The organism is Vibrio sp. Vb0304, assembly GCF_033338995.1.
Taxonomy (GTDB): domain Bacteria; phylum Pseudomonadota; class Gammaproteobacteria; order Enterobacterales; family Vibrionaceae; genus Vibrio; species Vibrio alginolyticus.
In genome coordinates, this window is record NZ_JAWOTT010000011.1 from 129,271 (window position 1) to 153,068 (window position 23,798).

Below are 23,798 nucleotides of genomic sequence, written 5' to 3' on the forward strand. Positions count from 1 at the left end.
TAGCGTTTTATTACTCGTGACCTGTATGGAACTGCATGATTGCCTTGGATAACACTTTTGTATCTAGGCTAAGTTCACCACGCGCTAATGCGTTGCGTACTTGTTCTACTTTTTCCATATCAACATCAGGTAGTGATGCCATTTCAGCTTGAGCGCGATCTATCGCTACGGTATTCGCTTGAAATGCAGGCTCGTGTACTTTGCTCTGTTCGACGACGTCGACAGGCTGTTTGCTTGCTTGCTGTAATTTTGTTTGTGGGACATGACCGCCCGCGACTTTGTCGATTTTCATGCTGTGGTCCTCATCATCATGTTCTAAATTAAGTAGGCGGTTAGAATGTGGTAAACATTAAATATTTTTTTGTACTCGAAGTTCAGTGTTACTGACGAGAGCCAAAATTAAAAAATGTTACCCCGAGTCAAAAAATCAAAATTGAGTATGAACCTGGTTTAATCCAGTTACGACTGCTCTTATGACCTTGCCCGAACTTGGGTTTTCCACGTCAATTTGTTGCCCTTTCGCTCCATCTTCTAAGGCGACTCCTTTTGTGCTGGCACTAAATCCATTTTTGCTCGCAATGACTATGACTTCATTGCCTTTCTCGATTAGAGGTGGGGCCGACAAATTGGATGGATTAACCACTTGTCCAGCCCTCAAACGACGAGAGGTTTCTAAGCCTACTGCTTGCTCGGGGCGAGTATAAAAATCGTCTTGGCGAGAGATGGTTCGGGTTTCAAGCTTTATGTGTTTAGCCGTTACGACTTCATTTCGGCCAACCGTGGTTGTCGCGACTAAAACAGGCAGAGTCAGCGAAGACTTTATCGTAACGTTAATTCGCCATGGTGATGCGATATTGTCGCAGCTGACTGAGCGCTTGAGGTTACCGACTGGCAACGTGTTGTTGTCACGACCTGTGATAACTAAAGGCGATTGACATTCTGGCAAGTGATTGGCAGAACCGGGCACCCACATGTCGAAGTCCAGTTTGTACTCCCCCCACTGATTGGAGAGCGCTACGCGATCCACCTCTTGTTCGAAATCCGTTGCTACAACGGATTTTATCTCTTCAACGCTGAGGGTTTTGTCATTGGTGTTGGCGAATGCTTGTTCTGATGTCAAAGCGAGTAACGTCAGCATTATTGTTGAGGAAGTGGACACTTTCCTCTTGTTTTTAATGCTTTCCGAGAACCGGAAGTTTGGCTTCCATCCTTGTTTGTAAGTCATTGATATATATAGCTATTTTTTATGGCACGTATCTTGTTTGTATGTTGGCGTATTCGAGCCAACTGTAAGGAAGATGCATGGCGATCACATTTGAAAATGCTTTAGGAGTACATCCAGAGGCACTTAATTTTCGCGTTCAGCGTACCAAAGTCCTCGCCAGTAACCTAGCAAATGTTGACACCCCTGGGTATTTGGCGAAAGACCTAAGTTTCACCACCGTAATGAACCAAGTAACGGCAGGTGGTGTGAACAAACCGGTGCCAAAGTTCCAGGTTCAGGCCCAATACTCGGTGCCTTACCAGAATAGCAAAAATGGCAACACCGTAGAGCTTGGTGTTGAACAAGCAAAATTCACGCAAAACAACATGGACTTTCAAACTAGCCTGACGTTTCTCAACATGAAATTTAATGGCTTAGCGAAAGCGATTGAGGGACGTTAATTATGTCATTCACTGATATTTACTCGATCACTGGTTCCGCGATGACAGCACAAACTGTGCGTCTGAATACGGTAGCCAGTAACTTAGCAAACGCAGATGCAGTATCTGCAAATCCAGAAGATGCTTATAAAGCGCTTAAGCCAGTATTTGCGACTGTGTACCAAAAAACGCTAATGACAACAGAAAATGGAGCTTATCCCAATGCAGAAGTTCGCATTGTTGACGTTGTTAAAAATGCTGGAGATGCAGAGAAGCGTTTTGAGCCGAACAACCCACTGGCTAATGATGAAGGCTATGTGTTTTACCCAGATATTGATGTAGTTGCTGAAATGGCAGACATGATGTCCGCAACACGCAGCTTCGAAACGAATGTTGAAGTATTAGCCAATGTAAAAAGTATGCAGCAAGGTCTGCTTAGATTAGGGCAGGGCAGCTAATGAGTATTGCGCAATACACCCCTTTATCGTCTGACGCTCCAGTAAATACAAAAGCAAAAGACAGCAACGGTATCTCACCAAACCCTAAAGACATGAACAGCGCTTCTTCATTGGAGAATGAGTTTATTTCTTTGATGGTGGCTCAAATTCAAAACCAAGACCCACTTAATCCCCTTGATGGTACGGAATACGTTGGTCAATTGGCTCAGTTCTCGCAGGTACAAAGTACCGAGAATATGTCTAAGACAATGCAACAGAGCATGGTGTTACTGGACAACATGCAAGTGCTGTCAACAGCGGGCCTTGTTGGGCAAACGGTTTACGTCAATGCGGATGAATTTCAGCTTGGTGAAGACGTACAAAACGGAAAAATCGAACTCGCTCATAGCTCAAACCAAGTCACGTTAGTTGTTAAAGATGAATTTGGTCAATCAACTAAAGTGCCACTAGGTGCTCACGGCAAAGGTGACGTCGACTTTTCAATTAATCCTGAAGAACTTGGTCTTAAACCAGGCAAATACTCAGTGGCCGTAGAAGTGCAAGAAGGGCAAGCAAGTCCAAATGTGCTGATGGCAGGCACTGTTGAGCAAGTGCGCATTCCTAATACCGGTGGCGCAGCATTAGTCAATGTCCATGGCGTTGGCAACGTTCCTTTCTATCAAATCACTCAGTTTGGTGCTTAACCAAATACGGAAATCAGAGGTCTATTTATGAGTTTTAACATCGCACTAAGTGGTCTGGACGCGACCAACACAGAGCTAAACACAATCAGCCACAACATTGCCAACGCATCAACGTATGGTTTTAAAGGTGGCCGCACAGAATTCTCCGCTGTATACAATGGCATGCAACCTGGTGGTGTGGAAGTCGCGTCAATTTCACAGAACTTCGACAAAGACGGCAGTATCACAGGAACTGGCCGTGCGATGGACCTAGCTATTAATGGCGGTGGCTTTTTTGTTACTAAAGATAATATGGGCCAAATGTTGTACACACGTTCAGGTGTGTTCTCAACGGATAAGAACAACTTTGTTACGGCTAACAGCGGTGCAAAGCTTCAAGGTTACAGTGTCGATAGCAACAACAACCTAATGACAGGTTCTGTGGGTAATATTCAGGTATCGACTTCCTCACTGAATGCTAAAGCAACAGACAGCTTAGATTTTGTTGCGAACTTCGACGCAAGCGCGTCTGTTATTGATAAAGCCGTAACGCCATTCAATCCAAAAGATCCAAGCTCATTTAACTCGTCTTACACAACAAAAGTCTACGACTCATTGGGTAACTCGCACACGGTAACTCAGTACTTTACTAAGACTGCTTCTAACTCGTGGGAAGTGAACGTTCAAGTAGATGGCGGTACGACGCCAGTAGCAACTGTGCCTGTAACGTTTGGTAAAGACGGATCGCTTTCAACACCGACTGCGCCGTTTAATGTTTCATTCCCTGCAGCAGGCGCGAACGCGATGAGTGTAGACATTAACCTGAAAGGCAGCACGCAATTTGGTGCAGCTTTTGGCGTAAGTACTAATAGTCCTAACGGTTACACATCAGGTGAACTTGCAGGTGTACGCGTTGAAGGTAACGGCATGGTTTACGCGACTTACACTAACGGCCAATCACAGCTACAAGGTCAGGTTGTTCTTGCTGATTTTGCAAACACACAAGGCTTAGCGAAAGTGAGTGGAACATCATGGACTCAAAGCTTTAGCTCAGGTGCTCCAATTATGGGTGTTCCGGGTTCAGGTACGATGGGTGACCTAACTCCGGGTGCATTAGAAGGTTCTAACGTTGACTTAACCAGCGAGCTTGTTGCTCTAATGACTGCACAACGCAACTACCAAGCAAACGCAAAGACAATTTCTACCAGCGACAAGCTTACTCAAGCTTTGTTTAACGCGGTGTAATGGGAGTTTTGCATGGATAGTTTGTTATTTACGGCAACGTCGGGTGCCAGCCGAGTTCTTAAAGCGCAGCACGTTCGTTCAAACAACTTATCAAATGCTGATACTGCGGGTTTTCGAGCGGATATGGAGCGTGTGCGTAGTGTAGAGATGCAAGGCCCAGGTTTTGATGGTCGCACTATGGTTGTGACCAACTCTGCCTCAACACGTTTCGACGCTGGCGATATTGTGAAAACAGGACGTCCGTTGGACGTTGCGGTTATGGGGGAGGGATATCTCTCTGTAGAAACCCCAGCGGGTAACGAAGCTTACACCCGTGCAGGCAATATTCAGGTCGATACTTTTGGCGCTCTAACAATCAATGGGTTCCCTGTCCTCGGTGACAATGGTCCTTTGGTTGTGCCGGATTATCAAAAGATTGAAATCAGCGAGCGTGGTCAAGTCTCAGTGATCCCACCAGGTGGCGGCGCAGAAATTGTGGCAGGCACTTTGAAGTTGGTTAAACCGGAAATTAATCAACTGCAAAAAGAGAGCGATAGCTTGCTGCACAGCGTAGATGGCGTGCCATTTGCGGCAGATGAAACCGTGCAACTCTCTCCTGAGCACATTGAGGGCAGTAACGTATCTGCTATTGATGAATTGGTTAGTGTGATGTCGCTGACGCGCAACTTTGAAATGCAAGTTCGCATGATGAAAACGGCGGAAACTCTAGCAAAAGCTGGTAACAAATTAATGGCGGCGAGCTAAGTCTCGCCCCGCAAGGAGTAAAAAATGCATTCAGCATTATGGGTAAGTAAGACAGGCATGGCAGCGCAAGACACGAAGATGACTGCCATTTCTAACAACCTAGCAAACGTAAACACGGTTGGCTTTAAGCGTGACCGAGTCGTATTTGAAGATCTTTTCTACAGCATTCAGCGTCAACCAGGCGCTCAAGTAGACCAAGTTAACGAACTACCAAGTGGTATTCAGCTAGGTAGCGGTGTTCGCGTTGTTGGCACACAAAAAGTGTTCACGCAAGGTAATACCCAAAACACAACGCAAGAGTTGGATCTTGCTGTAATGGGTCAGGGTTTCTTCCAAATAGAAAACTCGGACGGACAGATCATGTATACACGTAATGGTCAGTTCCATCGAAACTCAGAAGGCTTAATGGTGAACAGTCAGGGCCTGCCTTTAGAGCCTCAAATCCAGATCCCTGACAATGCGGTCTCTTTCTCTGTGGGTGTTGATGGCACCGTGACTACAACAACAGCAGACGATCCAACACCTCAGCAGCTTGGTCAAATTACACTTGCAAAATTCATCAATCCAGCCGGCTTAGAGGCCATGGGTGGCAACTTATTCCGTGAAACGGAAGCCAGCGGTCCAGCTGATGAGCTGATTGCAGGAGCTGATGGTGCCGGCATTATCAAGCAAGGTGCACTGGAAGGGTCAAACGTACAAGTAGTAGAAGAGATGGTCGACCTGATCACCACTCAACGTGCGTATGAGATGAATGCGAAAGTGGTCTCTGCTGCAGATGACATGCTGAAGTTTGTTTCGCAATCAATGTAAGTATGAAATTGGTGATGATGAAGGAAAAAGCAATGAAATGGCTTTCTAAGAGTTGGGCAGTAGCCGCCGTGTTGCTGGTGGGATGTGCTGGCCGTCAGGAATTTATTCCGCCTGAGCCGAATGCTGAGGAATATGCACCACCAACGCTCGATTACACGCTGCCGGAAACCCAATCTGGTAGCCTTTATCGTCACCAATACACGATGACCCTGTTTCAGGATCGTCGTGCTTACCGAGTTGGCGATGTATTAACGGTTCAACTATCAGAAGAAACCTCATCGAGTAAAAATGCGGGTACTAAGTTCGGTAAAAGTTCAGCAATTAACTTTGTGGCGCCGACCATAGGCACGAAAACTATCGATGAGTTAGGGGTTAGCGTGGATGGCAAACGTAACTTCGATGGCAGTGCATCAAGTTCACAAGGCAACAAGCTTCAAGGTGCCATTACGGTAACGGTACACGAAGTATTACCTAATGGCGTATTGCGTATCAGCGGTGAAAAATGGCTTCGTCTTAATCAAGGCGACGAGTTTATTCGCCTAACCGGTATCGTCCGTGTGGATGATATTAACCGCAGTAACCAAGTTTCTTCTCAACGAATTGCTGATGCAAGAATTACCTACGCAGGTCGCGGAGCCCTAGCTGACAGCAACGCAGCCGGGTGGCTAACTCAGTTCTTCAACAGCCCATGGGTACCTTTCTAATGAAGACAATGCAATCTTTCTTTATGTCTCTCCTATTGGTGTTGACCTTGGGACTACCAGGCACTTCACGTGCTGAAGCGGAAATTCCGATCATGGACTTGGTCGATGTTCGCGGCATTCGAGAAAACCAACTGGTTGGTTATGGTTTGGTGGTTGGCTTAGCCGGCCAAGGTGACCGAAACCAAGTGAAATTTACCTCTCAATCTATTACCAACATGCTACGTCAGTTTGGGGTTCAAATTGATGACAGTATGAACCCTAAGCTACGAAATGTGGCTTCTGTGAGTGTGACAGCGTCCGTTGATCCAATGGCAGGCCCAGGACAAACGTTGGATGTGGTTGTGTCTTCAATCGGTGATGCAAAGAGCCTTCGCGGTGGTACGTTATTGCTAACGCCTTTACGTGGTATTGATGGCGAAGTGTACGCGATTGCGCAAGGTAACGTGGTTGTGGGCGGCTTATCTGCAGAGGGGCGAAGTGGCTCCAAAGTAGAAGTAAACACACCAACGGCGGGTCGCGTTCCGAATGGTGCGACTTTAGAGAGAGAAATCAAAACCGATTTCAACCAACGTGATGAAATCACCCTAAACCTGCGCAAGCCTAGCTTCACTACAGCAAAAAATATTGCGCGTGAAATTAACAACACTTTTGGGCCTAACGTTGCAGTTGCGATCAATAAAGCGCGCATTGATATGCGTGCACCAAAAGATACACAGCAGCGTGTCGTCATGATGTCGATGCTTGAAGAAATGAGCGTCGTTGAAGGCCGTAAACCTGCTCGTATTGTCTTTAACTCTCGCACTGGCACCGTAGTGATCGGTAAGAGTGTCAAAGTGAGTGAAGCAGCAGTAAGTCACGGTAACTTGACCGTGCGAATTTCTGAATCACAACAAGTTAGTCAGCCTAATGCGTTTGCAAATGGCGATACGAAAGTCGTTAACCAAACGGATCTTGATGTGAATGAAGATCTCGCTCAGATGGTGATTTGGCCTCCAGGCACGGAACTTAACACCATAGTTAATGCGGTAAATAGTTTAGGTGCCACGCCTACAGACTTGATGTCTATCCTGCAAGCTTTGAGTGAAGCGGGTGCATTGAACGCTGAATTGGTCGTGATATAAGGAGTTAAGGATGAAGCTAGACAGTACCAATGAACAAACTCAGTTAAATTCGATGCTTTATCACGACAACAGTGCATTGGCTAACATCAAGCATAGTCGTGATCAAGAAGGCGCACTTGAAGTCGTCGCAGGTCAATTTGAGGCAATGTTCCTACAAATGGTGTTACGCCAAATGCGTAGCAGTAGTGACGCTCTTGCTGATAAAGACAGCCCGTTTGCCAGTCAGCAACAAGGGGTATTCCGTGATATGTATGACGGTCAGCTGGCGATGGAACTAGCAAAGAAACAGAGCTCAGGCATTGCCAATATGCTCATCCAGCAGCTGAGCCCGTCTATGCGTGAGGTTGCTTTCGATGCTGCGCGCAACATCTCATCCGCTAACGATGGTAAAGGTTCGAATTCTGAATCTATCTCACAAGTAGATTCTAAAGAGGTGGAGAAGAATTCAAGCCTATTTAATACCGCTTCTCAAGCCGTCGCCTCTGTTAAACAGGTATTCGGTGAGGCCGGTATGACTACCGCGTTTTCTCAGCCGTTGATCAGAAAAATGGAGCTGTAAATGAACCTAGTTAATATTGCCCTTTCAGGTTTAGGCGCGAACCGTGTGGCCCTAGACGTAACCGCGCAAAACGTGGCAAACGTGAATACCGTGGGTTACAGTCGTCAACAAGCGTTGATGGCGTCTGTCGATGATGGTAAAGCCAATCGCTTAAGTCCAGGTTTAGGGGTAGAAGTCACTAGCATTCGCCGCGTTACTGATCAATTTCTGATTAAGCAAACGTGGTCGACTAACAGTATGGCGGCATACGCATCTGGATACACCAGTAACATGAGTCAGCTGGAGAATACGCTTGGTGCCGATGGTTTCAGTATATCGGCTGGCTTGGACTCGCTAAACGCTGCGCTTAACGATGCGACCGTTAAGCCGGAATCCATACCTTACCGCCAGCAGATCATTAACGAATCTGAAGCTTTGGCCCGCCGTTTTAATACGCTTACCGAATCTTTATACAATCAACATAAAGACATGAGCGATCAACGTAATGCAGCGCTTAACCACGCGAATAGCCTTATGGAAAATATCGCGAAGGTGAACAAGCAACTGGTAGAGATGCAAGGTACAGGTGGTAACCCATCACAGTTAATGGATGAACGAGATAGGTTAATCGGTGAGTTATCTCAAACCATTGAAATCAAAACAACACAGCAGCATGACGGCAGTGTTCAGGTCACATTAACCTCTGGTCAACCGCTTGTGATGGGTACGGACCATGGCAAACTGGAAGCCATTCCTGACCCGAGTGATCCTTACTTAGCGGACTTACACGTCACGTTCTCGAATCAAAGCTTTGCGATTGGTGACTCGCTTGGTGGCAAATTAGGTGCGATTAATGACTATCAAACCGAAGTGTTGAAACCAAACCAACTGGCTCTGAATGACATGGCGAAAGCTCTCGCGGATGAATACAACGCCGTGCTTGCGACTGGCAAAGACTTAAATGGCAACCCAGGTAAACCTTTGTTCAGCTATGACCCAGCAAACCCTGCAGCCAGTTTGGATATTACCAAGCTAACTCCAGATGAGCTTGCGTTCTCAAGTGATGGAACACCTGGTAACGCAGATGCGTTGCAATCATTGATCGAGTTAAGCAACAAGCCAGTGGCGGTATCAGGTTACGGCTCAGTAAGCTTGAACGATGCCTTTAGTTCAATGGTGGGTCAAACCGCAATTAAAGCACGCCAAGCTAATGCTGATTATCAAGCGAAGTTAGCCATGAACAAGCAAGCGCACGCAGCTCGCGATAATGTTAGTTCCGTAAACAGCGATGAAGAAGCGGCTAACCTAATGATGTTTGCTAATGCGCACAATGCCAACATGAAAGTGATCAGCACAGCAAATCAACTGCTCGATTCTATTCTGCAGTTATTCTAAGAGGAAAGTTTAGATGCGAATTAGTGACAATCAATTTAGTCAAATGATGTTGCACAGCTTGCAGAGCAATAGCGCGGGACTAGGCGAAGCTCTGCAACAGATGTCTACTGGCAAGCGCTTGACCAAGCTGTCTGATGATCCAATGGCTTCGATCAAGTTGCTTAACTTAGACCGAGAAACCAGTGCGATTGCTCAGTACAAAAACAATATTGAAAACGTAAAAACGACGCTATCGAGTCAAGAAACCCATTTAGATTCGATCAAAGAAAGCTTAAAAAGCATGCGAGACATCGCGCTTTGGGGTGCGAACGGCTCTCTTACTGACGAAAGTCGTGGCGGTATGATTACAGAGCTTAAGAGTTACCGTGACTCTATTGAGTCGTCTTTTAACGCGCAGGATGAAGAAGGGCACTACCTTTTCTCTGGTACTAAAACGGATACTGCGGCTGTAAGTAAAGCGAGCGGCAGCTACGTAATTGAAGGTAATAGTGACAAGCGCGTAGTAACAATTGCTAAAGGTGTCACGATGGATTCCAATATGACTGCAAAAGAAATATTGGACCTTGGGGGAGGCCATAACGTGCTTAACCAAATTGATGCGCTGATCAAAGAGTTTGAGAGCCCTACCGCCAACTTCAGAGCTGAAGTTGAGGCGAGTATCAGCGCTATCGACGATACTTTTTCAAACGTACTAGGGACCATGACTGAGATTGGTGGTCGACACAACAACTTAGATCTTGTTGGTGGCGCGCACAGTGAAAACAAGCTGTTCGTTGACAAAGTATCTGGAGACCTCTCTGCTCTGGACTATGGTGAAGCGTCGGTACGATTGAGTAATTACATGGCCGCTTTGCAAGCAACGCAAGCAAGCTATGTGAAGATCGATGGTTTGTCGCTGTTTGACCGTTTATAAGGTTAGGAAGTTCTTTTTATGGTAATGAGTACAGTAGAGGTTAGACCCCATAGCATACGCTTAGGTGGACAAGAACAAGCCTCTATCATGCCGACCCGTTCTGCAGACTCAAGTACGGCAATTAAACCGCGCCCGGCGCAAATTCAGGCTGACACTGCGTCAGCCTACTCTGTATCTGGTATTCAGCTTACGCAGGGTCAGCAGCAAGCCACGGCGGTTCAGATCGCGTCCAAATCGCTGCAGGTGATTGGCAAAGAGCTCACGCAAATTAAACGTGGTTTGACGCAAGCTGTGAATCAAGGCGTACAAAATGTTCCTGGTTTGCAGGATACATTGGTTCGCTCTAAAGCCACCATCCAAAAAGTCGTTGAGCAAGCACGTTTCGATGGCCAGAAAGTCCTAAATAACGAACTGCACTTAAAACTGGATAAAGCGGACATTCGTCGCTTTTCTATTCCAGGTTTGAATGTTCATCGCTTAAGCGACAAGGCCGAGCAAATCCGTTTGGATTTTCCTCAAGGTCAAGCGGTGATGATTCAGTTTGATGGACAATCAGACGGTGAGCGAACGGTCAAAATGCTGGATCGCAGCTTGATTGCGTTAGGAATGCGAGCCTCATTAGCCGATGATGGCAGCATTTTATTTGAAGCCAGAGACAACGCTTATCAACAAATGCAGCAAAAGGTGATGGTAACGGGGGAAGGGCACCGATTCCCTGCGGGACAGCCTAACGTTTTGAACTTAAAGTCTGAGCCAGATGGTATTGCGGAGCTCGGGTTTGATCTAGGCTCACGCGACGGCATCAAGCAGACGATTGCCAAAGTAAATCAGCATCTGAAACAAGTTCAAACGAGCTTGCAGGAAGCGAAAGCTTTTCATGGTGAACTGAATACTCAAATGCGTTCTATCCAAACCAAAACCGCACAGCTTTCAGTCAATGAGGTGAATGCAAAACTGGATGGATTCATGCAAAAGTCTGGCGAGTTTACTTCGACTTTTCAGGCATTGAATGCGCAAGCAAACGTGCGTCGTCATACCGTGGTCGCTTTACTGAAGTAACGAACACTCCAATGATTCCCGGCTTTACACTGTTATCGTCCCCCAATAACGAAAACAGCGCACTGTCGGGAATCTCTCTTTGACTCGTCTAGGGCTCGAGTGCTTTTGCCACCGAACGATTCAATTTCTGGAATAGCCATCCAAGTGCTATCAAAGACGCACCTAAGCCTAAGAAGCTTATCGCTCGCCAGAACCCATCCAGAGAGCTCACATCCCATAAGAATACTTTCAGTGCGACACAGGCAAGGACCACTAGACCGACACGCTGCATCATCAGCCCCTGTTGGGTCACGCCGCGCCAAGTAAGCAATCCACCTACGAGCAAGCCAGCCACTGAATAACTGAACAACTCTGCCATGCTGGTTGGCTGATACAGCATCATCGATGTGGTTTGCCAGAATTGACGGATAGACATCCCCAACCAAATGGCTGCAAGTAAAAAGCCTAGACTAGCAATCGCAAATCGATGAACTTGCAACGTATTCCAGCGCTTAAAGGTTGCGATAAGCAGGATGCAAGCTGGTAACAGCCAGCCGATACTCAGCATGTTAAAGATGGGAAGTGCTTGTGCCGAGACGTTATCAGTCACCAACGGCGATTCTGCCGTATTAAGCAAAATAATCAATATAGCGAACGCGCACCAAAGCAAGTAACTATAGATTTCGTAGATACGGCTTAAGCGTTGCGCAAATTGGCTGCGGTAGCTGTATACCAAACCCATAACTAATGCTTGATTGGCAAAGACTGCCGCACTTGTGAAGTCGATGTGCCCCAAGTAACCATATTGCCCCGTTAACCAGTAGTTAGTTTGGGTGAACAATGCCATTAAGAATACATGTAAAAACGCCCCTTCAAACCAGTTGGTCAGTTCTCGGTCCACTTGTTTTAGTGTTGAACGAGCATAAGACAAGATGAAGAGAGAAGGCAGATAACTCACCAGAACCCAAGCCCAATGCCCAGCTTCTACCGGTTGCCATTCGGGGATGAAAGGTAGCAGCGTGAGTCGGATAACCAGTATTCCCATTGCCACTTTAATCGCCCAACTCGCAGGTCGAAATAACCCGACTTGAGCCTGTAAGGCCATTATCGCAACTTGTATTGAGATTGCTGTTGTTAACCAAGTATCGCTCAACCAAACAAAAGCGATACCTACGATTAAAGCATGCATAACGGCAGAGCATTCTAATGCCAACGGACGTGCACGCTGACCAAGCACAACATAGTAAGTGGCCATCAATGCGCAGAATGCAGTCCAATACCACAGGTAGCCTTGCATAAATTCGTCAACATAAAACAACGTAATTAAGCTCATCGCGGGAGCCAGCACCAGCAGAAGCAGCCCACTGAGTTGCGAACGGTCACTAAGTGTTTGGCAATATGTTCGATAGCAGATCAGCGCAATACTCACCGCCAATGCGAATAGGATGCTAGCTTCTCGCTCTAACATATACAGCGCATCAAAAGCGATAGTAAGAACAATCTGCGCGGTTGCCGAGACGAGAATGGATGGCAAAAATACACGTAATGACCAGCCTGTGAGAAGTGCTGGTAGCCAGATGATCGCAACAAGCAGCGTATAACAGTACGCTATTTGTAGAGTGTTCAGCTCCGGCATTCTGGTGACGGCAGAAAAGGTCAATAATACAATTGCGAGAGCGGTAGCGGTCGGCGAGTTTGTCCACTTGCTTTGATAGTGACGAAAGCGAGGATTGAGCATCCAACCCATTCTCGGAACCGCGAAAATGAGATACAAAGTGATGGAGAGATAAATCGCGAGCCACGAGAACAACAGTTCTGTTGGTACACTCTCAATCAACAGCAACATCCAAATGACATGTGGAATCGCGATACTTGGCGTAATCCATGCCCTACGCACTTTTTGCATCAATAAGGTCGCCGCGAACGAAATCGCGCAGATGTATCCGGCTAACAAAAAGTAGTTGGGTTCACTACCTCCAATCCACAGTGGTGCTGTGTAGCCACCAATTAAGCCAAGCACGGCCATTAACGGCCCTTGTCGCAATGATAATGCTAAACTGAAAAATGCCGCTGAAGCCAAAATGATCAACGAGATACTTGGCGTTAGCATTTGATAAACCACAAAGGCAAAAATGACGGTGCAGTAAATGCCCGTTAATCCCGTACCGGTAACAGCAGCAGGAACATACGTAAAGCCTTGGGCTCGTGTTGCCCGTTGCGGATTCTGTTGTTCTTTACGGTGAAACCACTCGCCAACAAGCACCATAAGTAATGAGAGCACAAAGGCAAAGGACACTCGCATAAATGGCGAAAACTGGATGTGACTACCAATTACCTGTACGAGATAACCTCCACCGATCAGCATGGCCAATGCGCCTACCCAAACCAACCAATTTTCTTGAATGTTGCTAAGCAGGCTCTGAACTTTACTCTGAAGGAATGACTCATTTTCTTGACTAAAAACATCCAGTTGCACTTCTCTTGTCTGGGCGTACCCTTGATTCGCAGCGCTCTGGTCCAAGTCTAGGTTGGCAGCTGGATCATGTTCCCCAGAGGATGAGACATTTTTCTGTGGTGATTCTATGTGAGGTGACGTCGCTACAGATGGTGTGTCTTTTTCGATGCTGGATTGTTGGTGCGCTTGTGGGTTTGAGCCCCCATGGACACTGGCTCGTAGTGATGTGACTTCCTCACGAAGTTTGGTTAGTTCTTTTTCTAAAAGTGCAGCTCGGTTGGCGGCTTTCACTCCGATGAGGATGGCGAGACACGCCATGAACAGTGCTAGTATTACGTACAATCCATTTCTCCTTGCGTACGTCGCGTGACCCACGATTCTTAACTTTGAGCACTTACGCTAAAGCTTAGTTCATGCTCTATGCCTTAGCCTCATATAGTGCTAGGTTCCGCGCTTTCTTCAGAAATCATTCTACATAATGAAACTCAATGCGTAATGATGAATTCGACAAAGTCGCACACTTGTGTGCCACTTTAAGACCTGATGAACAAAAATGAGTCGTTAAGTCATTGGGGGTCAACTATATTCATAGTTCTGATGCGATCGCCAAAGGACTTCAAACATGTGCGTTTCGTAGCGATGTCATCGAAGGTCAGTCGTTTGATTTGCACGTTCGGTTGTTTCTATTTGACCGTAAGGCTGAATGTATTCGGGTATAGCGCATTCACGCGAAAAAAGGCAAAAACAGGTAATTATTGATGCAAGTGGGTAATGAAGCGCTGGTGCTGTCAGCGGTTGGGGTTATTGGTTTAGGTTGCCAATGGTTAGCTTGGCGATTGCGTTTGCCAGCGATTTTATTTTTGTTGTTGGCAGGGCTGATCGTCGGGCCATTTATGCAGTGGTTAAATCCTGATGAGATATTAGGTAATTTGCTCTTTCCGTTGGTCTCTTTGGCGGTGGCAGTGATTTTATTTGAAGGCAGTTTGACCTTAAATTTTAAAGAAATTCGTGGCGTGAGTGGTTCGGTATGGAGCATTGTTTCCATCGGGGCGATCATTTCGTGGGCGGCGACCAGTATCGCAACACACTATTTCCTCGGCTTTACTTGGGAGCTTGCCATGTTGTTCGGCAGCTTAACCGTAGTAACAGGGCCGACGGTCATCGTGCCACTTCTACGAACCGTAAGACCTAACAGTACGCTTGCTAACATTTTGCGATGGGAAGGGATTTTGATTGACCCGCTCGGTGCGCTTTTTGTTGTGATGGTTTACGAGTTTATCGTATCTCACAGCGCGATAAATAGCGTCGAAGTGTTTGGGACGATCATTGCTGTCGGTGTCATGCTAGGTGCGGCCTCAGGCTATGCAGTTGCGACGATCATGCGTCGCTCTTGGCTACCGGAATATTTGCAGCCATTTGCGGTTTTGATGGTGGTTCTAGGTGTATTTTCGGTCTCTAACCACATTGAGTCTGAAGCTGGGTTACTAACCGTCACCGTAATGGGTATGTGGCTCGCAAACGCTAAAGACATCAATATTCAGCAAATTCTGCACTTTAAAGAGCATTTAACCATTTTACTGATCACCGGATTGTTCATCTTCCTTGCGGCTCGAATCAGTCTGGATGATTTTGCTGCGCTAGGTAGCGGTGCGTTATTGTTGTTTGTATTTATGCAGTTAGTGTCGCGTCCGTTATCGATTTTTCTTTCAACCTTCCGCAGCAACTTGCGTCTTAAAGATAAGCTGTTTTTGTCTTGGGTTGCACCGCGCGGTATTGTTGCTGCTTCGATTTCGTCTCTTTTCGCGATCAAATTGACCGAATACGGCATTGATGAAGCGATTTTACTGGTCCCTATGACCTTCATGGTGATTATAGGAACGGTCGTGTTACAAAGTGCGACGGCACGTCCTGTAGCGCTGACGTTGGGCGTTGCAGAGCCAGCACCACGCGGCTTCTTGTTGATTGGTGCTAACCGAGTAGCAAGAGAAATAGGGCAGGCGCTGGCGCGTTATGACCGCCGCGTATTAATGACTGACTCAAACTGGGAGTACATCAGTCAGGTTCGTATGTTGGGGTTGGATTACTATTACGGCAACCCTATTTCTAGTCACGCGGACGACAACTTGAACTTGATAGGAGTTGGACAAGTGGTTGCATTAACGCCCGATCAGCATTTCAACATTATGGCTTGCATGCAATTCGTCGACGAGTTTGGGGAAGATAAAGTTCACTGCTTACAAAAAGTGAAAACCAACGGCAATGGCAGCGAGAAGCACTCCGTGGCTCAGGAGTACCATGGTAAATTGCTGATGGGCGGCAATGTAAGCTATACCCAGCTAGCCAGTATGTTAAGTCGTGGTGCAGAGGTTAAACACACGAAATTGAGCGATAACTTCACGTATCAAGATTATTTAGCGCATCACAAAGGTAGTTCAGTTGTACCGCTGTTCCATGTAGAAGAAAAAGGAAAAATTCAATTCTGTGATGATCCCGAACAGTTTGAACCAACGACGACAAGCACTGTTGTGTCGCTAATTCTGTCGGACAGCGTAAAGTAAACTACAGAGCAATGTGATCCATTTTCATCATGGGTATCGTACGCTGATTATCTCAATTTGAAGAGAAACTTGCCGGCTTGTTTAAAACGGAAAGCGAGTTTCTTTTCTTATAATGTCAGGGGCAGTCGAGATTCATTACTCGTTTCGGAAAAGTAATCCGGCAAATTCACAAAATTCGCATTGACGTTACTGATAAGGATCGCAATACTGCGCGACTGTTTTACTTTAGGGTGACATTATGGCTCCGCAAACTAACCGAAAAGATTTACACCTAGATGCTGTTTTACATCATGATATGAGCATGAAGCATAAAACGGCGGGTTTTGAGTCTGTCGAGTTTGAACACTGTGCGCTGCCAGAATGTGACTTTCACGCGATCGATTTATCGACAGAGTTTCTTGGTCATCAATTAGCGCTACCGTTTTTGATTAGCTCGATGACTGGCGGAGCAAAAGACGCAGAAACGATCAATTGTCGTTTGGCTGAAGCCGCAAGTGAATTAGGTATTGCCATGGGTGTGGGCTCGCAACGGATTAGCTTAGAAGAAAGTCAGCATTCGGGCTTGGGTAAAACCATTCGTGAGTTGGCGAAAGAAGTACCGTTGTATTCCAATCTTGGAGCCGCTCAATTGCTCGATAAAGGTAAACTCGATAATGCGCAACGTGCGGTAGAGGCGATTCAAGCAGATGCCTTGTTTGTGCACGTTAATCCAATGCAGGAAGCGTTTCAGAAAAATGGCGACCACAATTGGGTTGGTGTTTTCCAGGCAATTGAGATGCTTAAATCTCGCGTGAAGGTTCCTATCATTATCAAAGAAGTCGGTTTTGGTATTAGCGGACACATTGCGCAGCGATTAATTGATGCTGGTGTGGATGCAATTGACGTTGCGGGCGCGGGTGGTACAAGCTGGAGTGCGGTTGAAGGGTATTGCCAAGACAATCCGAAAATGCAGCGTGCAGCCGAGCTTTTCCGCGATTGGGGTGTCCCTACAGCAACATGTTTGGCTCAAATCCGCGCACTGCATCCTACATTACCGTTGATCGCCTCGGGAGGTGTTCATAACGGACTTGAAGCGGCGAAAGCCATTCATTTGGGTGCTAATCTCATTGGGCAAGCTGGTGCGGTATTAAAAGCTGCGACGATCAGCACGCAGTCTGTCGTCGAACACTTTGAACAAATGGCATTAGAGCTGCGTTTAGCGTGCTTTGGTACTGGCTCTTCTAAGGTTGGTGAGCTAACGAAAGCGCGCTGCCTATAGCTTTTAGAATGGCGCGCTTTACACAGAGTCGCTCAATAATTTTTCGATGTCTTAACACGTAGACTGATAATTTCGTTATAGTTGATACAAAAGTCACTTCAGCTAGTGACGCCTTTATTCAGACACTTGAATGGGCACGTGTTGAAGAGATTGAGTTTAATTTTACTATTGTTTGCAACTGGAACCTTAAATTTATGAAAAAACTAGTCATGCTGATGTTGGCGGCTTCTGCTTTGACCGCTTGTAGTGATGAAGTGGGCACTGAAGGCTGGTGTAACGACATGCGCGATAAGCCAAAAACAGAATGGACAGCAGACAACGCGGTAGACTTTGCAAAGCATTGTGTTCTGCAAGATGGTGTCGGCAGCGAGCAATGGTGTGAAAACCTGAAAGATAAGCCGAAAGGTGACTGGACTGCAAACGAAGCGACCAGCTTTACTAAACACTGCATTTTTTAAGCACAGCGGAAAGCGCCTTTTCTGAGGCGACATTCTGTGAGGTAAACACCAAGCGTTATTGCTTGGTGTTTTTGTATCTAAAATAGCTCGATTTTTCACGTGTCAGCGCACCTCCCTCTGAATGGAATGTTTTACATTTTCGTTTCATTTTTGAAAACCTGTATTGCCTGTCTTTAATTTTTCGTATTGCAATGGCATGGTGTCGAGGTAGCCATCTAATTCAATTAGATTCATAACAAAAAGGAATTCAAATGGAAGTACTAAAAGGCTCATGTCTGTGCGGCAAGGTAAAGTTGGAAGTGGCAGATGAATTTAAGTACATGGGAAATTGCCATTGCTCTGAATGCCGCAAGTTCACAGGTTCTGACTATTCATCTGCCGGTGGTATTGCGTTGGATAAACTGCTTATTATCCAAGGGAAAGAAGATATTCAAACTTATCAGAAAAGCGAAAATACCATGCTATGCTTTTGTCGCCACTGCGGATCGAGCCTGTATTCGAAAAAGAACAATGGGATCGTCAATATTCGCCTTGGTATCTTGGATGACACACCTTCTCACAAGCCTGATTTCCATATTTTTGTCGCGTCGAAAGCGCCGTGGCTCGAGATATCGGATAACCTGACTCAATTTGATGCAGGGCCAAAATAGAGTTGTTGTAGATAAGTATTTAGAAACAGAGCGCGTTACAATACGCTTGCGACACGCTCTGTGCTTTTACTTTGTATATTAGAACGGAGACGACTATTTGGCGTCTTGTAGTTCTTCAAAGCCACCTGCATTGTGCAGATTCGTAAAGCCTTGCGATTTTAAGTATTGATACGCTTTGCCAGAGCGGTTACCACTGCGACAGTACAACACGATAGCTTGATCTTTATCGACGTCTTGAAAATGTTTATCAAGTTCAGATAAAGGGAAGTTGACGGCATTATCCAAATGCCCTTCAGAAAATTCTTGCGGCGTGCGCACATCGACAATCATCGCGCCCTTGTCAATCAATTGCCACCCTTGTTCAGCGCGTTCAGAAGCCGACACGTTGGGTGAGAGGAAGCCCACGCATAACGTTGCAAGAAATAGAGATACGGCCTTTTTCATTGTTTGATTATCCTTTTTAAGAGTACGTAACCACTCTAGATTTGATTGAGCACATTTTCCATCATAAAGAGATGCTAAGTGGTTGTGAATACGATAATTCGATAGAAAATTTTATTTAATTTAATAAAAATTTTTTATCAAATTCACCTCTTGAACTCTCATTTTTCGACCTTATTATTTTCATCGAAAGCGAGCTGTCGACTCGCAAATCCATCTTGATGTTTATTTTGTCTTTTATTTTTGGTTCCAAGTAGGAGGCACTTAAAAATGAAAATTCGTCCTTTAAATGACAAGCTAATTGTTGAAAGACAAGAGGTGGAAAATAAATCTGAAGGGGGAATCGTTTTAACTTCTCAGTCGGTGAAAAAATCAAACCGCGGGAAAGTCATTGCTGTTGGTTTAGGTAAACGTCTTGAAAATGGCGAACGCGCTGCGATGGAAGTCAAAGTGGGCGACCAAATCATTTTCAATGACGGTTACGGCGTGAAAACCGAGAAAATTGACGGCGCAGAATACTTAATTCTGTCCGAATCTGATGTGTTAGCAATCGTTGAGTAATTATTTTTGTAGTAGTTTTTTGAGGAGATAACCATGGCTGCAAAAGACGTATTATTTGCTAATGACGCACGTCAAAAAATGCTGAAAGGTGTGAACTTACTGGCGGACGCAGTAAAAGTGACACTAGGCCCGAAAGGCCGCAACGTTGTGCTTGATAAATCTTACGGCGCGCCAACCATCACCAAAGATGGCGTGTCTGTAGCGAAAGAAATCGAACTGAAAGATAAGTTCGAAAACATGGGCGCACAAATGGTGAAACAAGTGGCGTCCAAAGCGAATGATGAAGCGGGGGACGGTACAACGACCGCTACCGTACTGGCGCAATCTTTCATCAATGAAGGTCTTAAAGCGGTAGCCTCTGGCATGAACCCAATGGACCTAAAACGTGGTATCGACAAGGCCACTGAAGCGGCGGTTGAGAAACTACGTGAAATGTCTAAGCCATGCAGCGACAAAGAATCTATCACCCAAGTGGGTAGCATTTCTGCAAACAGCGATCGCGCGATCGGTGAAATCATTGCAGAAGCGATGGAGAAAGTGGGTCGCAATGGCGTGATTACGGTTGAAGAAGGCCAAGGTCTAAACAACGAATTGTCTGTGGTTGAAGGTATGCAATTTGACCGCGGTTACTTGTCGCCATACTTCATCACTAACCAAGAAAATGGCAGCGTCGAGCTAGACAACCCATACATCTTATTGGTGGACAAAAAAGTCAGCAGCATCCGCGAGCTATTGCCTGTACTAGAAGAAGTGGCGAAATCTTCTCGCTCGCTATTGATCATTGCTGAAGACATCGAAGGTGAAGCGCTAGCGACATTGGTTGTGAACAACATGCGCGGCATCGTGCGTGCGACCGCGGTGAAAGCGCCTGGCTTTGGTGACAACCGTAAAGCGATGATGGAAGACATTGCGGTACTAACTGCTGGTACGGTCATCTCTGAAGAAATCGGCCTAGAGCTCGAAAAAGCAACGTTAGAGCAACTAGGTAGTGCGAAGAAAGTGACCATCACCAAAGACACAACAACCATTGTGGGTGGCGCAGCAGAAGCAAGCGCGATTACTGATCGTGTGGCTTCGATTGAAAAACAAATCGAAACAACCACCTCTCAATACGATAAAGACAAGCTTCAACAACGTGTTGCGAAGCTTTCTGGCGGCGTAGCGGTGATCAAGATCGGCGCTGCAACCGAAGTTGAGATGAAAGAGAAGAAAGACCGCGTGGACGATGCGCTACACGCTACTCGCGCAGCGGTTGAAGAAGGTATTGTTGCTGGTGGTGGTGTAGCTCTAACTAAGATCGCGAAAGAATTGGCGGATCTAAAAGGCGACAATGATGACCAAAACGTGGGTATCCGAGTTGCCCTACGTGCAATGGAAGAGCCTCTTCGTCAAATCGCAACTAACGCAGGTGACGAAGCTTCTGTTGTGGCGAACGCTGTCAAAGCGGGTGATGCCGATTACGGTTACAACGCTGCAACAGGTGAATACGGCAACATGATCGAAATGGGTATCTTGGACCCTGCGAAAGTAACACGCTCAGCGCTTCAATTCGCTGCGTCTGTTGCTGGCTTGATGATCACCACTGAAGCGATGATCACCAACCACGTTGAAGACAAAGAACTTGATATCTAACGTCATCAATCGTTAGTGATTAAGTAAGCGTTAAAATAACAATAACATTGCAAAACCTAAGCGGGCTCGCTTGAGCCCGCTAATCAGTCATTTGAGGTAAGTGTTATGACCCGTTTACCTGCGTTTTCTTTCTCAATATCTGAGCCGGGCGGTAATGAAGCTTCGTCAACGTGGCCGACTGCTATTCACTTCCCCCTCGTTCCAGCTGGGCCAGAGTTTTCGATCGAAAATGCTCTGCCTAAACGTCCGACAGTGACGATATTCACTATCGATCTGTCTCAGTTATTTAAAGGGGACGCTCGGGTCATCCATTAACTGTATCGAAACAGCCAGCGCACGTTGGCTGTTTTTTTCTAATTTAAAGTATTGATAATGTGAATTTTATTTGATTACTGCCACTTGTTCAATGATCAATTTGAACTGGGGTAATCGGACCGCAAGCGCACTACACCTTTAAGCCCAGCATTGCGCCGAAAATGATCAATCCCGCCCCACATGCTTGATTGAGTCGATGCTTAATCTTCAACAAGAAAGCTTGTAGCTGGGATGACGTGAATAAAACAGCAACGATAGAAAACCAAATACCATGCAGCGCAATCATATAAATCCCGTAAAAAAAGGCGATGTGTTGCTGATTAGAGTCGGGAGAAATCACTTGGCTAAAAATACTCAGAAAAAACAGCATCGTCTTGGGATTGAGTAAATTACACAGAAATCCCTGCATGAAAAATCGCCACATTGAATACTCGCTCTGTTGAATGGTTTCTGAGTTTGACGCAGGCTGCGAGGAGAATATTCCTTTAATCCCAAGGTAGACAAGATAAGCGGCCCCAAGATAGCGCACGAGATTAAACAACCATTCATTTTGTGAAGTTAAGTAACTGATCCCCAGCATGGAGTATGCGATGTGGATGCTGATCGCCATGCTGATACCAATCGCACTGTACACGCCTGCTTTTCGTCCTTGATTTAAGCTATTTCTTAATACCAAAACAAAGTCTGCGCCAGGGCTAATAACAATAAGCACACCTAATAACGCAAGAGTTACAAATTCCATATCGATTTCCTGTTTGAATGATGAAGTCTGGGATGTAGCGGAATTGTAGGCGTCTTTATTACTGACTATAATCGAAAAATATTCCCATATTGGTGAGAAAAACTCACAGATGCGTCACCTGAAATCTTTTTATGTCTTCCACGTTGCGGCGAGTTCTTCAAGCTACACTGAAGCGGCTGACAAACTGAACATTACCCACGGAGCCGTGAGTAAGCAGATCAAGCAACTTGAGCAATATCTGTCTCAACCTTTGTTCTTCAAAGAGGGCAGGAAAGTCGTGTTGACGGCAGAAGGCGAATTACTCAAGACATACACAGAAACGGCATTCCAAACGCTAGAAAAAGGCGTGAATACGCTTATGCAAGAGAAGCATCAGCATCTTGAAGTGTCTTGTGAACCGACATTAACCATGCGCTGGTTGATGCCAAGGTTGGCCGCGTTTAATGATGAACACCGTGCTGATGTTCGTTTGTCGACGGCTGGTGGCCCGGTAACATTAGGATCAACTGGGCTTTCGATGGCGATTCGTCGAGACGATTTTGCGCAGCATCACGATTACGACAAAACCATTCTTGTGGAAGAGTGGGTGGGGCCGGTATTTTCTCCTGAGTATTGGCAATCCATTAAAGACAATTTGAAAGCAGCTCGATTGTTGAATAGCCAAACCAGACCGAATGCTTGGGCGGATTGGCAGCAATCAACACGTTGTGAAACTTTCAACGGCAACACTCAGCAATCATTCACGCATTTTTATTTTTGCATACAAGCAGCGGTGGATGGCTTAGGCGTCGCAATGGGATCGTATCCTTTTGTCATGGACGATATTAAGCGTGGTAATTTGGTCGCACCATTTGGGTTTTCTCCATCAAGTTGCAATTACGTTTTATTGAGTCAAGATAAAAAGCGTACAGAACTCGAACATAAATTTATCACGTGGTTACAAACGCAAATGGCAGAGTGTGTGCCACTGTCATCACAGCAGATTACGCAAGGCGAATAGAAGGCATAGAGCGAGATTACGTCAGTCAGTTTTATGGAAAAAGGCTTAGGAAATTGGAAATGGAAAACCTCAATATTGTTGAAATCAAATCATTTGTTCCGGCGAAAGATTACGCGCTATCAAAACGTTTTTATGAGGCGATTGGCTTTGAAATGGCATCGGACTTCGGTGATGTAGCATACTTCTCTCAAGGTAGCTGCGCGTTTCTTTTACAGAATTTTTATGAGCCAGAACACGGCAATAACTTCATGATGCACTTGCTCGTAGAAGACGCAGAAAGCTGGCATCAGCACTTATCCAAAGTGGGTCATGAAGAATTTGGTTCGCGTTTGACTGAGCTGGTCGAGCAACCTTGGGGCATGCGCGAATGTTGTTTGTTTGACCCTAGTGGCGTTTTATGGCGAATTGGCCAGAACATGAATACTGACTAACGCCAGTCTTATTTTCACCACATCT

At 45.9% G+C, this 23,798-nt stretch carries 26 protein-coding genes; 21 read left to right on the forward strand and 5 right to left on the reverse strand.

The window, feature by feature from the left end; genetic code table 11:
* Positions 1-10 precede the first annotated feature (10 nt).
* A complete protein-coding gene (gene flgM / locus R7P35_RS14840) occupies positions 11-292 on the reverse strand; it encodes a flagellar biosynthesis anti-sigma factor FlgM (RefSeq protein ID WP_005374016.1) in 282 nt (93 codons plus the stop codon).
* 135 nt (positions 293-427) lie between these two features.
* Positions 428-1,225: a flagellar basal body P-ring formation chaperone FlgA gene (gene flgA / locus R7P35_RS14845; RefSeq protein WP_031777223.1), complete on the reverse strand. Its 798-nt coding sequence runs from the start codon at positions 1,223-1,225 to the stop codon at positions 428-430.
* 77 nt (positions 1,226-1,302) lie between these two features.
* Between flgA and flgB the strand changes: the two genes are divergently transcribed.
* Genes flgB through R7P35_RS14905 form a run of 12 tightly spaced genes read left to right on the forward strand, consistent with a single transcriptional unit; the run spans position 1,303 to position 11,293 of the window.
* Entirely contained in the window at positions 1,303-1,665 is a 363-nt protein-coding gene (gene flgB, locus R7P35_RS14850) for a flagellar basal body rod protein FlgB (protein ID WP_005374013.1), read from the forward strand.
* A gap of 2 nt (positions 1,666-1,667) precedes the next feature.
* A complete protein-coding gene (flgC, locus tag R7P35_RS14855; protein ID WP_318092279.1) occupies positions 1,668-2,102 on the forward strand; it encodes a flagellar basal body rod protein FlgC in 435 nt (144 codons plus the stop codon).
* Positions 2,102-2,785 carry a flagellar hook assembly protein FlgD gene (flgD, locus tag R7P35_RS14860; RefSeq protein WP_005384410.1) on the forward strand — a complete coding sequence of 228 codons (684 nt, stop codon included), beginning with the start codon at positions 2,102-2,104 and terminating at the stop codon, positions 2,783-2,785. The genes flgC and flgD overlap by 1 nt, the downstream gene beginning before the upstream one ends.
* A gap of 27 nt (positions 2,786-2,812) precedes the next feature.
* A complete protein-coding gene (flgE, locus tag R7P35_RS14865) occupies positions 2,813-4,009 on the forward strand; it encodes a flagellar hook protein FlgE (protein ID WP_017635110.1) in 1,197 nt (398 codons plus the stop codon).
* A 12-nt stretch (positions 4,010-4,021) separates the two neighbouring features.
* The gene (flgF, locus tag R7P35_RS14870; protein WP_005374009.1) at positions 4,022-4,753 is read left to right on the forward strand and encodes a flagellar basal-body rod protein FlgF; all 732 of its coding nucleotides are present in this window, start codon (positions 4,022-4,024) and stop codon (positions 4,751-4,753) included.
* A gap of 24 nt (positions 4,754-4,777) precedes the next feature.
* Positions 4,778-5,563 (forward strand): flagellar basal-body rod protein FlgG, encoded by a 786-nt coding sequence (flgG, locus tag R7P35_RS14875; RefSeq protein ID WP_318092281.1) that lies wholly within the window; start codon positions 4,778-4,780, stop codon positions 5,561-5,563.
* 32 nt (positions 5,564-5,595) lie between these two features.
* Positions 5,596-6,267: a flagellar basal body L-ring protein FlgH gene (flgH, locus tag R7P35_RS14880; RefSeq protein ID WP_017635111.1), complete on the forward strand. Its 672-nt coding sequence runs from the start codon at positions 5,596-5,598 to the stop codon at positions 6,265-6,267.
* On the forward strand, positions 6,252-7,388 hold the full coding sequence (locus R7P35_RS14885) for a flagellar basal body P-ring protein FlgI (RefSeq protein WP_086026720.1): 1,137 nt from the start codon (positions 6,252-6,254) through the stop codon (positions 7,386-7,388). The genes flgH and R7P35_RS14885 overlap by 16 nt, the downstream gene beginning before the upstream one ends.
* Positions 7,389-7,398: 10 nt before the next feature.
* On the forward strand, positions 7,399-7,947 hold the full coding sequence (locus R7P35_RS14890; RefSeq protein WP_005384422.1) for a rod-binding protein: 549 nt from the start codon (positions 7,399-7,401) through the stop codon (positions 7,945-7,947).
* Entirely contained in the window at positions 7,948-9,321 is a 1,374-nt protein-coding gene (gene flgK, locus R7P35_RS14895; RefSeq protein WP_005374000.1) for a flagellar hook-associated protein FlgK, read from the forward strand. It abuts the gene before it with no gap.
* 13 nt (positions 9,322-9,334) lie between these two features.
* Positions 9,335-10,234, forward strand: a complete 900-nt coding sequence (flgL, locus tag R7P35_RS14900; protein ID WP_005373998.1) for a flagellar hook-associated protein FlgL — start codon at positions 9,335-9,337, stop codon at positions 10,232-10,234.
* 18 nt (positions 10,235-10,252) lie between these two features.
* A complete protein-coding gene (locus R7P35_RS14905) occupies positions 10,253-11,293 on the forward strand; it encodes a flagellin (protein ID WP_136976308.1) in 1,041 nt (346 codons plus the stop codon).
* 88 nt (positions 11,294-11,381) lie between these two features.
* On the opposite strand, the gene R7P35_RS14910 is transcribed toward R7P35_RS14905, so the two are convergent.
* Entirely contained in the window at positions 11,382-14,045 is a 2,664-nt protein-coding gene (locus tag R7P35_RS14910; protein ID WP_044129539.1) for a DUF2339 domain-containing protein, read from the reverse strand.
* A gap of 440 nt (positions 14,046-14,485) precedes the next feature.
* On the opposite strand from R7P35_RS14910, the gene R7P35_RS14915 reads away from it, so the two are divergent.
* From R7P35_RS14915 to R7P35_RS14930, 4 genes are all read left to right on the forward strand, one after another.
* Positions 14,486-16,285, forward strand: coding sequence for a cation:proton antiporter (locus tag R7P35_RS14915; protein ID WP_005373994.1), 1,800 nt, complete (start codon positions 14,486-14,488; stop codon positions 16,283-16,285).
* Positions 16,286-16,523: 238 nt separating this feature from the next.
* Positions 16,524-17,543 (forward strand): type 2 isopentenyl-diphosphate Delta-isomerase, encoded by a 1,020-nt coding sequence (gene fni, locus R7P35_RS14920; protein ID WP_054576170.1) that lies wholly within the window; start codon positions 16,524-16,526, stop codon positions 17,541-17,543.
* A gap of 194 nt (positions 17,544-17,737) precedes the next feature.
* Complete coding sequence (locus R7P35_RS14925; protein ID WP_005373992.1) at positions 17,738-18,001, forward strand: DUF3012 domain-containing protein; 264 nt, start codon at positions 17,738-17,740, stop codon at positions 17,999-18,001.
* Positions 18,002-18,252: 251 nt separating this feature from the next.
* Positions 18,253-18,651: a GFA family protein gene (locus R7P35_RS14930; protein ID WP_005388696.1), complete on the forward strand. Its 399-nt coding sequence runs from the start codon at positions 18,253-18,255 to the stop codon at positions 18,649-18,651.
* A gap of 93 nt (positions 18,652-18,744) precedes the next feature.
* Here R7P35_RS14930 and R7P35_RS14935 read toward each other — a convergent pair whose 3' ends face one another.
* On the reverse strand, positions 18,745-19,095 hold the full coding sequence (locus tag R7P35_RS14935; protein WP_054865459.1) for a rhodanese-like domain-containing protein: 351 nt from the start codon (positions 19,093-19,095) through the stop codon (positions 18,745-18,747).
* Between the two features lie 267 nt (positions 19,096-19,362).
* Between R7P35_RS14935 and R7P35_RS14940 the strand changes: the two genes are divergently transcribed.
* The 3 genes from R7P35_RS14940 to R7P35_RS14950 all read left to right on the forward strand — a co-directional run bounded on the left by R7P35_RS14940 (position 19,363) and on the right by R7P35_RS14950 (position 21,600).
* Positions 19,363-19,653 carry a co-chaperone GroES gene (locus R7P35_RS14940; RefSeq protein ID WP_005373989.1) on the forward strand — a complete coding sequence of 97 codons (291 nt, stop codon included), beginning with the start codon at positions 19,363-19,365 and terminating at the stop codon, positions 19,651-19,653.
* A 33-nt stretch (positions 19,654-19,686) separates the two neighbouring features.
* A complete protein-coding gene (groL, locus tag R7P35_RS14945) occupies positions 19,687-21,285 on the forward strand; it encodes a chaperonin GroEL (protein ID WP_158155724.1) in 1,599 nt (532 codons plus the stop codon).
* A 105-nt stretch (positions 21,286-21,390) separates the two neighbouring features.
* On the forward strand, positions 21,391-21,600 hold the full coding sequence (locus R7P35_RS14950; protein ID WP_005373984.1) for a hypothetical protein: 210 nt from the start codon (positions 21,391-21,393) through the stop codon (positions 21,598-21,600).
* 130 nt (positions 21,601-21,730) lie between these two features.
* On the opposite strand, the gene R7P35_RS14955 is transcribed toward R7P35_RS14950, so the two are convergent.
* A complete protein-coding gene (locus R7P35_RS14955) occupies positions 21,731-22,342 on the reverse strand; it encodes a LysE family translocator (RefSeq protein WP_017819776.1) in 612 nt (203 codons plus the stop codon).
* A 109-nt stretch (positions 22,343-22,451) separates the two neighbouring features.
* Here R7P35_RS14955 and R7P35_RS14960 point away from each other — a divergent pair, with 109 nt between their 5' ends.
* Positions 22,452-23,342, forward strand: a complete 891-nt coding sequence (locus tag R7P35_RS14960) for a LysR family transcriptional regulator (RefSeq protein WP_017819777.1) — start codon at positions 22,452-22,454, stop codon at positions 23,340-23,342.
* Positions 23,343-23,401: 59 nt separating this feature from the next.
* Positions 23,402-23,773, forward strand: a complete 372-nt coding sequence (locus tag R7P35_RS14965; RefSeq protein ID WP_005373979.1) for a VOC family protein — start codon at positions 23,402-23,404, stop codon at positions 23,771-23,773.
* Positions 23,774-23,798 lie beyond the last annotated feature (25 nt).

What these genes read in the sequence shown, in the direction of transcription:
- flgK (WP_005374000.1), top strand. Translation starts at nt 7,948, where the DNA reads ATGAACCTAGTTAATATTGCCCTTTCAGGTTTAGGCGCGAACCGTGTG.
- flgA (WP_031777223.1), bottom strand. Translation starts at nt 1,225, where the DNA reads ATGACTTACAAACAAGGATGGAAGCCAAACTTCCGGTTCTCGGAAAGC.
- flgM (WP_005374016.1), bottom strand. Translation starts at nt 292, where the DNA reads ATGAAAATCGACAAAGTCGCGGGCGGTCATGTCCCACAAACAAAATTA.
- flgH (WP_017635111.1), top strand. Translation starts at nt 5,596, where the DNA reads ATGAAATGGCTTTCTAAGAGTTGGGCAGTAGCCGCCGTGTTGCTGGTG.
- R7P35_RS14915 (WP_005373994.1), top strand. Translation starts at nt 14,486, where the DNA reads ATGCAAGTGGGTAATGAAGCGCTGGTGCTGTCAGCGGTTGGGGTTATT.
- flgL (WP_005373998.1), top strand. Translation starts at nt 9,335, where the DNA reads ATGCGAATTAGTGACAATCAATTTAGTCAAATGATGTTGCACAGCTTG.
- R7P35_RS14965 (WP_005373979.1), top strand. Translation starts at nt 23,402, where the DNA reads ATGGAAAACCTCAATATTGTTGAAATCAAATCATTTGTTCCGGCGAAA.
- R7P35_RS14890 (WP_005384422.1), top strand. Translation starts at nt 7,399, where the DNA reads ATGAAGCTAGACAGTACCAATGAACAAACTCAGTTAAATTCGATGCTT.
- R7P35_RS14935 (WP_054865459.1), bottom strand. Translation starts at nt 19,095, where the DNA reads ATGAAAAAGGCCGTATCTCTATTTCTTGCAACGTTATGCGTGGGCTTC.
- flgG (WP_318092281.1), top strand. Translation starts at nt 4,778, where the DNA reads ATGCATTCAGCATTATGGGTAAGTAAGACAGGCATGGCAGCGCAAGAC.
- R7P35_RS14950 (WP_005373984.1), top strand. Translation starts at nt 21,391, where the DNA reads ATGACCCGTTTACCTGCGTTTTCTTTCTCAATATCTGAGCCGGGCGGT.
- flgC (WP_318092279.1), top strand. Translation starts at nt 1,668, where the DNA reads ATGTCATTCACTGATATTTACTCGATCACTGGTTCCGCGATGACAGCA.
- R7P35_RS14940 (WP_005373989.1), top strand. Translation starts at nt 19,363, where the DNA reads ATGAAAATTCGTCCTTTAAATGACAAGCTAATTGTTGAAAGACAAGAG.
- flgE (WP_017635110.1), top strand. Translation starts at nt 2,813, where the DNA reads ATGAGTTTTAACATCGCACTAAGTGGTCTGGACGCGACCAACACAGAG.
- flgD (WP_005384410.1), top strand. Translation starts at nt 2,102, where the DNA reads ATGAGTATTGCGCAATACACCCCTTTATCGTCTGACGCTCCAGTAAAT.
- flgB (WP_005374013.1), top strand. Translation starts at nt 1,303, where the DNA reads ATGGCGATCACATTTGAAAATGCTTTAGGAGTACATCCAGAGGCACTT.
- R7P35_RS14905 (WP_136976308.1), top strand. Translation starts at nt 10,253, where the DNA reads ATGGTAATGAGTACAGTAGAGGTTAGACCCCATAGCATACGCTTAGGT.
- flgF (WP_005374009.1), top strand. Translation starts at nt 4,022, where the DNA reads ATGGATAGTTTGTTATTTACGGCAACGTCGGGTGCCAGCCGAGTTCTT.
- fni (WP_054576170.1), top strand. Translation starts at nt 16,524, where the DNA reads ATGGCTCCGCAAACTAACCGAAAAGATTTACACCTAGATGCTGTTTTA.
- R7P35_RS14930 (WP_005388696.1), top strand. Translation starts at nt 18,253, where the DNA reads ATGGAAGTACTAAAAGGCTCATGTCTGTGCGGCAAGGTAAAGTTGGAA.
- R7P35_RS14955 (WP_017819776.1), bottom strand. Translation starts at nt 22,342, where the DNA reads ATGGAATTTGTAACTCTTGCGTTATTAGGTGTGCTTATTGTTATTAGC.
- groL (WP_158155724.1), top strand. Translation starts at nt 19,687, where the DNA reads ATGGCTGCAAAAGACGTATTATTTGCTAATGACGCACGTCAAAAAATG.
- R7P35_RS14925 (WP_005373992.1), top strand. Translation starts at nt 17,738, where the DNA reads ATGAAAAAACTAGTCATGCTGATGTTGGCGGCTTCTGCTTTGACCGCT.
- R7P35_RS14885 (WP_086026720.1), top strand. Translation starts at nt 6,252, where the DNA reads ATGGGTACCTTTCTAATGAAGACAATGCAATCTTTCTTTATGTCTCTC.
- R7P35_RS14960 (WP_017819777.1), top strand. Translation starts at nt 22,452, where the DNA reads ATGCGTCACCTGAAATCTTTTTATGTCTTCCACGTTGCGGCGAGTTCT.
- R7P35_RS14910 (WP_044129539.1), bottom strand. Translation starts at nt 14,045, where the DNA reads ATGGCGTGTCTCGCCATCCTCATCGGAGTGAAAGCCGCCAACCGAGCT.